The sequence below is a fragment of the Pseudomonas sp. FBCC-B1667 genome (genome assembly GCF_059133255.1).
This window is the reverse complement of the sequence record NZ_CP101437.1, coordinates 3,431,422-3,443,987: the sequence shown is the minus strand read 5'-3', so window position 1 is coordinate 3,443,987 and position 12,566 is coordinate 3,431,422. Positions and strand designations below refer to the sequence as shown.

At 55.8% G+C, this 12,566-nt stretch carries 10 protein-coding genes; all 10 read right to left on the bottom strand.

The window, feature by feature from the left end; all coding sequences use genetic code 11:
- Nucleotides 1-74 precede the first annotated feature (74 nt).
- On the bottom strand, nt 75-1,487 hold the full coding sequence (locus NL116_RS15655; protein WP_494377980.1) for an aspartate aminotransferase family protein: 1,413 nt from the start codon (nt 1,485-1,487) through the stop codon (nt 75-77).
- 20 nt (nt 1,488-1,507) lie between these two features.
- Complete coding sequence (locus NL116_RS15650; RefSeq protein WP_494377979.1) at nt 1,508-2,956, bottom strand: APC family permease; 1,449 nt, start codon at nt 2,954-2,956, stop codon at nt 1,508-1,510.
- A 290-nt stretch (nt 2,957-3,246) separates the two neighbouring features.
- Entirely contained in the window at nt 3,247-4,380 is a 1,134-nt protein-coding gene (locus NL116_RS15645) for an AraC family transcriptional regulator (RefSeq protein ID WP_494377978.1), read from the bottom strand.
- A gap of 157 nt (nt 4,381-4,537) precedes the next feature.
- Nucleotides 4,538-5,896: a spinster family MFS transporter gene (locus NL116_RS15640; protein ID WP_494377977.1), complete on the bottom strand. Its 1,359-nt coding sequence runs from the start codon at nt 5,894-5,896 to the stop codon at nt 4,538-4,540.
- 46 nt (nt 5,897-5,942) lie between these two features.
- Complete coding sequence (locus NL116_RS15635) at nt 5,943-7,595, bottom strand: fatty acid--CoA ligase (protein ID WP_494377976.1); 1,653 nt, start codon at nt 7,593-7,595, stop codon at nt 5,943-5,945.
- Between the two features lie 96 nt (nt 7,596-7,691).
- On the bottom strand, nt 7,692-9,470 hold the full coding sequence (locus tag NL116_RS15630; RefSeq protein ID WP_494377975.1) for an acyl-CoA dehydrogenase C-terminal domain-containing protein: 1,779 nt from the start codon (nt 9,468-9,470) through the stop codon (nt 7,692-7,694).
- A 57-nt stretch (nt 9,471-9,527) separates the two neighbouring features.
- Nucleotides 9,528-10,184: a TetR/AcrR family transcriptional regulator gene (locus NL116_RS15625; RefSeq protein WP_494377974.1), complete on the bottom strand. Its 657-nt coding sequence runs from the start codon at nt 10,182-10,184 to the stop codon at nt 9,528-9,530.
- 14 nt (nt 10,185-10,198) lie between these two features.
- Nucleotides 10,199-11,383 carry an acetyl-CoA C-acyltransferase family protein gene (locus tag NL116_RS15620; RefSeq protein ID WP_494377973.1) on the bottom strand — a complete coding sequence of 395 codons (1,185 nt, stop codon included), beginning with the start codon at nt 11,381-11,383 and terminating at the stop codon, nt 10,199-10,201.
- A gap of 88 nt (nt 11,384-11,471) precedes the next feature.
- Complete coding sequence (locus NL116_RS15615) at nt 11,472-12,113, bottom strand: c-type cytochrome (RefSeq protein ID WP_494377972.1); 642 nt, start codon at nt 12,111-12,113, stop codon at nt 11,472-11,474.
- A gap of 4 nt (nt 12,114-12,117) precedes the next feature.
- Nucleotides 12,118-12,564 (bottom strand): c-type cytochrome, encoded by a 447-nt coding sequence (locus tag NL116_RS15610; RefSeq protein ID WP_494377971.1) that lies wholly within the window; start codon nt 12,562-12,564, stop codon nt 12,118-12,120.
- Nucleotides 12,565-12,566: the final 2 nt, after the last annotated feature.

The following is a 12,566-nucleotide window of genomic DNA, read 5'->3' as shown; positions in this document are numbered from 1 at the left end:
GCCACGTAGGCGCACGGTCGTGCAATACCAACAAATATCAACCCATCAGGACAGGCTCTGCACGACCCTGGATGTCAGTCGAAGCCGATTTCGATCTGTTGGCCCAGCACCGCATCCAGTCGCGCGACCAGCCAGTCAATTTCTTCGCGCGAAAGGATCAAAGGTGGGGACACCTGGATAAGCGGCGTACCTTCATGGTCAACAGCGGCGCGACACAGTAATCCGGACTTGAACAAAGCCGGCGCAAGGCGAGTGCTGACAAACTCCTGGGAAGGCACAGCGGATGTCCAACTGCGGCTGGCCTTGTCGGTGACCAGTTCGAGCGAGTAGTGATAACCATCGCCGCGTACGTCTCCGACAATAGGGTGTGCCTTGAGTGCCTCAAGCTTGGCGCGGAAGTAGTCCTGATTGCGCCGCACGTTACCAAGAACGTCTTCGCGCTCCATGATCTCGATATTGGCAAGCGCCGCAGCGCATGCCGCCGGGTGACCGCCATACGTCAGGCCATGCAGAAACATCTGGTGCGGACCATTGAGGATGGTATCCATGACCGAATCACAGGTAATCATTCCGCCCAGGGGGAAATAGCCTGAAGCGATGCCTTTGGCAAACGTGATGATGTCCGGCTTGATGCCGTAGCGTATAGAACCGAACCACTCGCCAAGACGACCAAAGCCGCAAATCACTTCGTCAGCAACCATGAGCACCGCGTATTTATCGCACAAGGCACGCAGACCTTCGGCATAACCGGCGGGCGGTGTCAGGCTACCGCCAGCATTTTGCAGGGGCTCAATGAAAATCCCCGCAACGGTTTCCGGGCCCTCTTGAATAATCAGGGATTCGATTTCGTCGAGCAGAAAAGCGGTAAATTGCGCTTCGCTTTCCCCTTCTGGGCGCTTGTAGCGCTTGGTGTTGGAAACATGTCGAACACCCGGCATCAATGGCTCGAAGATGTTTCGGATGTTGGTCATACCGTTAAGTGAAAGCGCGCCATAACTGGTGCCGTGGTAGGACACACGTCGAGCGATAAACTTGCTTTTGGCATGCTCACCCCTCGCCAAATGATATTGCCGGATCAGTTTCATAGCCGACTCATTAGACTCCGAGCCGCTTGAAGTGAAAAAGACTCGGTTCATCTGCGGCGGTGCAAGTGAGGCTATTTTTGCAGCCAGGCGAATGGACGGCTCGTGGGCAAAGCCCCAATTGGTAAAATAAGGCAGTTGGCTCATCTGACGCTTTACCGCTTCGCCAATTTCAACACCATGGCTGTAACCAATATTGACGCAGTACAAACCGGCCAGCCCATCCATATAGCGATTGCCAGACTCATCCCAGACCCAACAGCCTTCGCCACGGTTCATGATCGTAAGTGGCGCGCTGTCGTAATACGCGGCGTGGGTGAAGTGCATAAGCAAATGCTTTTTCGCCAAGGCCTGAAGTTCATCACTTTTACAGGCTGGAGCAGTAACGTTTTCATGGATAGTCATGCTGAAAATCTCTATGCAGATTAATGAATCGCCCGGGCATGGGTGTCGTCATTGAAGGTGTTTTCGTCATCGTGCTGATGCAATTGCGGTGTGGGCTTACGAAAACCTTTGGTCAAACAGGCCAGATAAAGCAGCCCCCCTCCAAGCCAGGCCAGGCCGACCTCGAACGTGGCATGCGAGAGATTGGTCCAAAGCCACAGCGTCAGGATCAGGCCGACCAAAGGAACCACGCCGTAACGCAGCAAGGCCTTGCGCCCGCGAAGCCCTTTGTCCCAGATGAAGTGCTTGGTGACGGCAAGATTGACGAAAGAAAAGGCAGTCAGTGCGCCAAAGCTGATCATGGTCGACGCCAGGTCGAGACTGATCACCAGTGCAAACAGCGATAACAAGCTCACCAGTATGGTGGTTGAAACAGGTGTACCAAAACGCTTGCTGGTCAGGCCAAAGAAGCGCTTGGGCAGCACGCCGTTACGACCCATGGCAAAGAGGATGCGGGCGACACTGGCTTGCGCGGTGATGGCGCAGGCGAAACTCCCAGCGACATAAATAGCGGTGAAAAACGCCCCGAGCAGTTGCCCGCCGACGTGCTGAATCACTTGAAAACTCGCCGAGTCTACGTTTTCGAATGTGCGCCAGTCCGGGAACACCAGATGGCCGATATAGGCGATCAAGATGAACAGACCGCCGCTGAACAAAGTGCACAAGATGATGGCACGCGCAATGTTTCGCGCTGGATCACGGGTCTCTTCCGACAGCGTCGAAACCGCGTCAAAACCTAGAAAAGACAGGCACAGTGTGGCCGCTCCGCTCAGCAGTCCTGGATAGTTCATATCTGCACTGTAAAAAGGTGCTGTGAACGACACCGCAGGGGAATTGGAAAGCGAGACGATCGAGACTCCAACGAACACGGCGAGAAACAGGAATTGGACAGCGATCAAAGCGAAGTTGACCTTGGCCAACACTTTGATACCCAGGACGTTCAGCACCAATGAGGCGAAAATACTGCCGCAGATCCACACCCACATCGGTACATCCGGGAAGTATGGGGCCATGTAAATACCGATGACCAAGTAGCAAATCATCGGGACAAACAGGTAATCGAGCAACAATGCCCAACCGACCATGAAGCCGATCTTGCCCCCGAATGCAGCACTGGCATAGGCATAGGCCGAGCCGGCATACGGCAAGGAAGCGGCCATCTTTCCATAACTGGAAGCGGTAAATAACATGACGATCAGGGTAACGACGTAAGCGGCGGGAAGATGCCCGGCCGTTGTCTGTGTCACCAGGCCATACGTCGTGAACACTGTCAGCGGCACCATATACGCCAGGCCAAACAGAACCAGTGAAGGTAATCCGAGGACGCGGGCCATGCGTTTGGGTGGGGATGTATTGGAGCTAGACTTGAGCGAGCCGAGCATACTTGAGCAATCGTCGAGCGCGGCGCCCTCTGCAACTATCTGGTTCATGCGTTTTTATTCCTGTACGTGGTTGAAATCCAACGAACGGGCGGCTTGTATGATCGCCACTTGCACGCTCATTCTCTGCGCGAGCGGACACGCGGAGTCAGAGTCAAAGAGGACAAAACAGGGGATAAATCCGGACAAAAGACATGATTTCGGGCTGCGTCGGCCAGCGCTCTGATTACTCAAGAACGCGAGGAGAAGGCGAACTCCGGACGAGCAGCAAGGCTCATCGGGTAGTCGGCAATCGATCTGTACATAATGACGTCGAGAGTATGATGTTGGCGCGCAGGTGATCAGCCAACTGCCCGATGGCGATACTCGCTGGGGGAGAAACCGGTCCATCGACGAAAAGCATGTCGAAAGCTGGAAATGTCGCTATAGCCGAGGAACTCCGCTACGTCGGAAATTTTCACTCCCTCGAGCAGCAAGTCTTCAGCGCGCTTTTGCCGCGCCTCGTCGAGTAATTGCTGGAAGGAAATGTCGATCGACTTCAGACGACGCCTCAGCGTCCGTTCCGTAAGGAAAAAATGCTCGGCCACACGCCCCAAATTGCTGAATTCAATCACGTCTCGGTTGAGCAAATCGCGAATCTGCGAGATGAGGTCACTGGTCACTTTGGCTGCGCCATCGCGTTCCATGCCGAGGCACTGTAGGTAGAGCGCCTCGCCGCTTACGGCATTGGCCAGGGCTGCAGGCTGATATAACAGAACGGTGGGAAAATAGATGACGTTCTCGGGCGCCCCATAAATGACATCGCAACCAAATAGCTCGGCGCAGGAGTCGTAATGTGACGGCCGGGTGTGTCGAAGGGTAACGCCGAGCGGATGTATCGGGCACCCGGCAAGATCGGCGGTAATCGCCATTATCGCCGCGAGCATCATGTCCGTGAACATGGGCTCGAGCTGCTTTGAGTAGTAGTAATCATCGACGACGATCGCCGTCTGGTCACCCTCCTCTCGCAGGGTTACATTGAAATAGAGGCCCATTAACAACGGGAAGGTGCTTAAGCATTGGATAGCATCCTTGACCGTTGCGCTGACCAACATCGTGTAGCCCGGCACGCCGAAGCAGGAAACGTGAAGCCGTCTCCCAATCTCGAGCCCTACCGTAGCATCGCCGCTGAGTTCCAGGAGATTTTCGAACACTTTCAGCTCTTGCTCGCGGGTCAGGCAGGTCGAAGGCGAATACAGGCACTCCGGCTGGAGATTGCAGTCGCGCAGGACGGCATCAACGCTGAGGCCACGCTGCCGAGCGAAATCTATGACCAGCGCTATGGCGTGAGCCGTTGCGGGTATCTGGCCGGGATGTACGGATCGCAGAAACAGGCGCGTTTCGTTCGCTTGATCGAATGATGCATGTTGAGCCGCGACTCCATCGCCCTTGACGCGTGCAACTGGGGAAGCATGGGGTAGTCGTGGATAGTGCATGTGTGCCTCTCAAACGGATTTCTACTCCGACAACACGGCTAGCAAAATTACCAAATTCCCTGCCTGCAAGGCGAATTCGGCAAGTTCACGGTTGTTCCGGTGGACGATGTATACCGAATGTAGCAATTTTTACGCCATGCACCACAGGGGCGTGCGGTCATGCAGGGTCGCCGCATGAGTCAATGACCAGAAGTTCTGGTCGCCACTGATTGAGAAGCGCCAAACTGTCGCGGTAGGGTTTTAGACTCATGCTCAGCAATAGAACCGAGGACAGCACCGCGATGCTAGTGACAATCATCAATGAGTAGCGGATCAACATATCATCGCCAAAGACATAGTCGGTCATTACCGCCACCGCCGTTGGTCCAATGCCCAAGCCGATCAGCGTTATCACAAACAGGTAAATAGCCGACGCCTGGCCCCGCATGGAGTTGGGCATGATCTCCTGAATAGCCGCCGGGGCCACACCAAAGGGCATGCTCAGAAAGAACACGGCGGGTGCGACCAGAATTGCAGCCCAGTGTGCGCTCTCCATCAAAGGGAAGGCCAGTACAAAAGGTAAAGCACCCAGCGCGGCATATAGACCGACACGCATATTGGCGTCGCTCCTGCCCCGCCTCGCCTTCCAGTCGGCCAGCCTCCCGCCGAGCACGATACCCAAGCAACCAAAGACGGCCATTATGCCGCCGTAGACGATGCCGGCCTGACCGGCATCCCAGCCATAGGTGCGAATGAAGAATGTCGGAATCCAGGCTGCACTGCCGTAACCGGCGAACGCCAGGCCGGCAAAGCCGAAATTATGGCAAAGCACGGTGCGCTTGTTAGCGCGCAGATACCGTCCAACCTCTGAAAACGGCACGGCGATACCCGCGCCAACGCCGTGCCTGGCAGGTTCCCTAATCACCAGGAGGAGCAGGCTGAAAAGTAATCCTGCAGCGCCAAGTGCGAGAAAAATCAGCTGCCAGGGGCGCACTTCCCCGAGCACCGGCAGCAACACTTCACCTTGGGCAGAGGCCAGCTTGATGACCAAACCACCAAACAGAAACGCGAAGCCCGAGCCCAGGTACACCCCCATCGAATAGACACTGATTGCCGTAGCACGGCGCTCGGCGGGAAAGCTGTCCGCTATGAGTGAGTAGGCCGCGGGTGACAAGGCTGCCTCGCCGACGCCGACGCCGATCCGGCAAATCAGGAACTGCCAGTAGAGCCTCGCCAAGCCGCAGGCTGCCGTGGCCGCGCTCCAGAACAATATGCCAAAGGCGATCAAGCCGCGCCTGCTTTTGGTGTCGGCCAAGCGCCCAAGAGGAATGCCGCATACGGTGTAGAAAAGAGCAAAGGACAGTCCCATCAACAGACTCATCTGAGTGTCGCTGATCATCAGGTCGCGGCGTATTGGGCCGACTAACAAGTTAAGGATTTGCCGGTCAACAAATGACAACAGGTAGGCCATCATCAGTATGGTGACCGTGCCCCAGGCGCGAGCTTTAGAGGGATAGATATTATTGTTATCGGGCATGGCAACTTCCTTGGAATAAAATCTCAAACGCCTGAACGCAAAATAATCATCCTCGCTGCGCGAACTCGGTTTCTCGTATGAGTTTCTTGTCAACTTTGCCAACGCTTGTCTTGGGAATATCATCGACGAACAGGAATTTTTTAGGGATCGCCCATTTATTGATGCTGCCGTTGTCAACGAACTGCATCAGGTGGTCCTCCAGATTCGCCTGATTGATCTGCAATGAGGGTGTGCAGATAACCATCGCCATTGGCCGTTCGCCCCACTGAAGATCAGGAATACCCACGACCGCAACGGACATGACGGCCGGATGCTTACTGATCAGACTTTCCAGTTCCAAAGAGCTGATCCACTCGCCGCCAGTCTTGATCACATCTTTGATACGGTCCTTGATTTCCAATACGCCGCGCGCATCGATAGAGCCGATATCGCCGGTGTGCAGCCAGCCCCCCTCCCAGAGTTCGGCGCCTTTTTCCTGGTCGTGCAGGTAGCCCTGAGTCAACCAGGGCGCTCTTACCACCACCTCCCCCATCGACTCTCCGTCGTGCAAAACGTCCTTGCCGCAGGCGTCGACGATCTTCAGGTCGATCATTGCCGCCGGCACTCCGGTTTTGATCCTGAGCGGTAGCTGCTCCTCCATTGACTGTTCAAGCTCAGAAGCCCGTAGATAAGTTGCACATAAAATCGGGCAGGTTTCAGACATACCGTAACCGCTAAACACCTGCATGCCAGTTGCTGCCGCCTGACGTGCGGTGCCAAGTGCCAGGGCACTCCCGCCCAAGAGCATTTTCCAGCGACTGAAGTCCGTTCCGGCTGCCTCGGGGCAACCCAGAATCATCTGCAGAATGGTTGGCACGCAGTGGCTGAACGTGACCTTCTCCTGCCGATAGAGGCGCACCAGGGTATTGGGGTCATAACGTCCCGGATAAACCTGTTTTATCCCCATCAACGTCGCCACGTAGGGCACTCCCCAGGCGTGGACGTGGAACATTGGGGTGATTGGCATATAGACATCGTCAGAGCGAAGCAGCGGCAACCCTTGATAGGCACCAAAAGTGCCCACCATGGCCAGGGTATGCAGCACCAGCTGTCGATGGCTAAAGTACACACCCTTCGGGTTACCGGTCGTGCCTGTTGTGTAGAACACGGTGGCAACCGAGTTTTCGTCAAAATCGGGGAAGTCATAAGTCGCAGGGGATTGGGACAGCAACTGCTCGTACTCACCCACTACGGGCAAAGTCGTTGCTTTGGCCGTATCGTCGCTCAGTTGGATATAGCCTTTTACGGTCTTCAGTCCGCCATGAATCTGCTCCAGCAGCGGCAGAAAGTCATCATGGGCCAGGACCAAATCATCCTCCGCATGGTTCATCGTATAGAGCACCTGCTCCGCAGACAGGCGAACGTTTACGGTATGCAGTACGGCGCCGATCATGGGCACCGCGAAAAAACATTCCAGGTAGCGATGACTATCCCAATCCAGCATTGCCACGGTGTCCCCAGCCTTGACACCTGCGGCTGTCAACACGTTGGCCATTTGCCGAATACGCTCATTGAGCGTGCGGTAGCTGTAACGCAGCTTGTCAGCGTAGACAATCTCCTGCTCTGTTTCATAGCGCTGCCCTGAAAGCAGCAGACTCTTGATCAGCAATGGGTATTCGTACGCGCCTGGCGAAGGGGGAATTATTTTTGTTTTAACCATGGGGACATCTCCCAGAGGGATTTCATTGAATATCAATAAGGATTTTTTGGCGCTGGCACCAGCGTTTCAACTGATGTCGACCAGCGCCCCAAGCGTTCAGAACTGCGCGGCGTCGAGCTTGTAAAGCGACTCACTGCCGGCCTTTACTGCCGCGTTCAATGAATGAATACGTGGTAACAGACGAGCGAAGTAGAAACGCGCTGTGCCGAGTTTGCTGACATAAAAGTCACCTTCTTCTTGCTTGTCCAAGGCTGCACGTGCCATCAGCGCCCACATGTAGGCGTACGCGGTATAACCGAACACCTGGAGGTACTCGACTGAGGCAGCACCGATCTCATTAGGGTTAGTCCTGGCCTGCACGATGACCCAAGCGGTCAGCGCATCAAGGGTGTCGACAGCTGCTTGCAACGGCACGGTGAACTCGCTCAGGCCCGAATCGGCCGCGCTAATGAAATCCTTCACCTCGTTACTGAAATGCTTGTAAAAACTCCCACTGCAGCCGACCACCTTGCGCCCCATCAAGTCGAGCGCCTGGATGCCATTAGTACCTTCGTAAATCTGGGTGATGCGGCAGTCACGGATCAACTGCTCCTGGCCCCACTCACGAATGAAACCATGTCCGCCAAAGATCTGTTGGCCATGTACTGTGGTCTCCAAACCCATATCGGTAAGGAACGCTTTTGCCACCGGGGTCAGCAGGGCAACCATTTCTTCGGCACGCTCTCGCGTTACGGGATCTTCGCTGTACTTGGCAGTGTCCAGTTGCATCGCCACGTAGCTGTAAAAAGCACGTCCCCCCTCATTCAGTGCTTTCATCGTCAGCAACATACGCCGGACGTCTGGGTGCACGATGATCGGATCTGCAACTTTGTCTTTGGCTTGGGCTCCAGTCGGTGCACGACTCTGGATACGGTCCCGGGCGTATTCGACTGCGTTCTGGTAAGACCGCTCACCCAAGGCCAGGCCTTGAATACCGACGCCCAGGCGCTCGTAGTTCATCATCGTGAACATAGCCGCCAGCCCCTTGTTTGGCGCATCGACAATCCAGCCGGTGGCGCCGTCGAAGTTCATCACACAGGTGGCTGCGCCTTTAATGCCCATCTTGTGTTCGATCGAGCCGCAATGGACTGCATTTCGTTCTCCCAACGAGCCATCGGCGTTGACCAGGAACTTGGGCACGATGAAAAGCGAAATACCCTTGGGGCCAGCAGGTGCGTCCGGAAGCTTGGCCAGTACCAGATGGATGATGTTTTCGGTCAGGTCCTGCTCACCTCCGGTGATGAATATTTTGGTGCCCGTGACGGTGAAGCTGCCATCGACCTGCGGTTCGGCCTTGGTACGGATAATTCCAAGATCGGTGCCCGCATGCGGTTCAGTGAGGCACATCGATCCAGTCCAGCGACCCTCGTACATGTTGGGCAGGTATTTGGCCTTAAGCTCTTCATTAGCGTGGTTCAGAATCGACAGGCAGGCCCCGGCAGTCAACATCGGGTATAGGGCAAACGACATGTTTGCCGAGTTGACCATTTCTTCAACCTGGGCGCCGATTAATTTAGGCATGCCCATCCCGCCAAATTCCGCCGCCCCCCCGACACCCACCCAGCCACCCTCTGCATAGGTCCGGTAAGCGTGGGGGAAACCTGCAGGAGTCTTGACCGCGCCGTCACGCCATGAGCATCCCTCTTCGTCGCCGCTGCGGTTGAGCGGAGCGATCACTTCACCCGTGATTTTTCCGGCCTCCTCCAGGATGGCCATAGCGGTGTCTTCATCTGCCACCTCAGCCAAGGCCGGCAGTTGAGCCCATAACTTGGACACCTCAAACACTTCATTGAGGACAAAACGCATATCGCGCAAAGGAGCTTTGTAATCGGCCATATCAGAATCTCTAAAAATAATTTGCATTGATATGCAGTGGTTGATGTAGAGCCAGCTTCACTTGCGGGCAACACGCTTGCGAGGCAAGGAATCATTCCCAAGTACGGTGTGTGCTGAGGACGGCAGCACACTGGAAAGCGATCCAAGCACTAGTGCGCTGAGGATTGCCGGGCGCTCCGACGCTTCCAGTCCGGACTTCTCCACCCAACGTGGCAGATTGTTAAGAAATGCCATTACTGCGTGTACGATCGCCGTTAACACCGACGAGGGCGCGGTCGCCCCCGCCTCGCGCAAAAGAAACAAAAAGTGATTTTCATAATCTTGTCGCATCATGCAAATGTGTTGCTGATGCTCCTGTGATAGACAGTGAAACTCGCGTTCAGCAATTAGAAAATTCATCGCCCGTCGCTCATGCAAACTTATATGGGATTGCACAAACGCCTGCAGGCACGCAACAGAGCAATCCTTTTTGCGGCGCCGTGCCAACGCGAGCAGGTCGGTGAAAAGTTCCTCGATCAGCTCAAACAACAGCTGTTCTTTACTTTCAAAATGGCAGTAAAAGGAACCGGGGCCCATCCCCAGTTGCTGCGCCAGTTCGCGTAAGCCCACCCGAGCAAAACCTCGCAGGGCGAAAAGCTGTAAAGCGGTCTTGCGCAGCAGTTCCCTTCGAGAAGGGATAGCCTCCTCAATGCACTCCTCACCGACATGATTCATTGACGAACGTGCCTCTAGACGCGCTCAAAGATCGCGGCGATGCCCTGTCCACCACCGATGCACATGGTCGCCAATGCATAGCGCCCCTCAATGCGATGCAGCTCGTGGATAGCCTTGGTCACTATCATCGCGCCCGTAGCACCCACTGGATGGCCGATGGAAATACCTGAACCGTTCGGATTGACTTTGGCAGGATCAAACTCAAGTTCGCGTGCGACCACAAAGGCCTGGGAAGCGAAGGCTTCGTTGGACTCGATCACGTCAAGGTCTGCGACCGTCAGGCCGGCGCGCTTTAGGGCGAGACGAGTAGCAGGAATCGGCCCCAACCCCATCAGCTCTGGCTCAACCCCAGAACACGCGTAGCTGACCAAACGCGCCAGCGGACGCAAGTTATCGCTTTTGACCGCCGCATCAGTTGCCAGCAGCAGCGCTGAGGCGCCGTCATTCAAACCCGAAGCGTTGCCGGCGGTCACTGTACCGTCCGGTTTGAACGCCGCTTTCATGGCTGCCAACTGATCCAGGGTTACATCACCGCGCACGTGCTCATCGACCTCAAACAATTGCAGGCCTTTACGCGTTTTCACTTCCACCGGTACGATCTGCCCGGCAAAGCGGCCTTCAGAAATAGCGCGCGCTGCACGTTTCTGGCTTTCCAGAGCGAGCGCATCCTGATAGGCGCGGCTGACACCGTACCGCTCGGCGATGTTCTCGGCGGTAATGCCCATGTGAATGCGGTGAAAAGGGTCATGCAAAATACCCAACATGTAGTCAATAGCCTGCATGTCGCCCAGACGCCCACCCCATCGCGCGCCCGGAAGCATGTAGGGCCCACGACTCATGCTCTCGGCACCGCCGGCAATCGCAACCTCGGTTTCTCCCAACAGCAGGCCTTGTGCCGCTGAAATAATCGCCTGCAGTCCGGAACCGCACAGGCGATTGACGTTGAATGCCGGAGTCTCCTTCGGTATGCCAGCCTGGATGGCAGCAACGCGAGAGAGATAAGCGTCTCGCGTATCGGTCGGTATTACAGTGCCCATCACAACATTGCCAACACGGTCCGGTGCGCAACCGCTGCGTTGCAGAGCAGCCTGCACGGCGGTCGTCGCCAATTGAGATGGCGGGATATCCTTAAGCGTGCCACCGAAGGAGCCGATTGCAGTTCGTGTGGCGCTGACGATAAACACTTCAGGTGTAGACATGGAAACTCCACTCAGTTTTTTTATTAAGTTGCACATGCTCTTCGGCCAGCTTGAGAATCAAGTCTTGTCGAATTAGTTACTCTCTCACTCAGTTTTTGCTGGCTTTGCCGTTCGCAGACAGGCTTACGATGTAATGGATAATCGCCTTGCGATCAGCATCTCCACTAATCTGCAGAGAAATGCCGCGCATCCAGAGCCCAAGCTGATCCGCGTGACCACCACTGCCGCGCACACCCTGCACGTAGTTAACGAGCTGACGATCGAGATAGCTGGCGTCAAGAATCCGCAGGTTGGGTGCTTTAAGGTAGGCAAAGCCCCCACCTTCCGGCCCATGGCAACTGGCACACGTCCCCTGATAAAGTTCTCGACCCCGGGTTGCCTGCTCGCCGACGACCACTGGCGATGGCCGCGGCTCCAGACGCGCGTAATGAAGCGCCAAGCGTTCGATTTCAGCGTCATCGATATTGGCCGCTATGGTGCGCATCTGCGTGCCGTGGATGTCCTTGGGGTCGTAGCCCCGTGCCCCGGTTTTGAAACCGCGTAGTTGCTGTGCCAGGTAAACCGGATGCTGACCCGCCAAGTTAGGGGCGCCTAGTGCAGCATTGCCTTGACCCTGCTCGCCATGACATGCAACGCAAGTCCCGAGGGTCGTTGCGGTGGGCGCATCAACAGCCCAAGCGTTTAACGTGGCGACAAGTAAGAAAAAGCCGACACTGATGTTTGATTTCATGGGTTCAGTTTCCCTTGCGCTTTTGTTCTTCTAGGTAGGCGATATGCTGGAGTAAATCGTTACGAACCCCCGCAATGTCAGGTACAGCAACCTGACGCCATTCGTGTAACTCCGCGCCGGTGTAAGGTTTGAACCCGGAAGGCAGTTCGGCGGAACTAAAGGTCTCCAGCATCCAGTTAAGGACACCTGCCAGCGCGTCATCCGAAAGACCCGAAAGCGCTGAACCAGGCACCTGGACCAAAAAGGCGCGGCCACCCGGCACGCTGAGGAATTTACCTAACTGACCGGAAAATGCTGGCACCTGCCGCTCCGGGTTGCCGCTGCCATCCGGCAGATGACAACCCTGGCAATTGAGCATGTAATCGAACTGACGCTGTTCCGTAGCCAATAGCGAGGTCGAGCCGATCATCAGGCAGGCAAAAGCGGCGGCGGAAAGAGTGCGAGCCGACATCG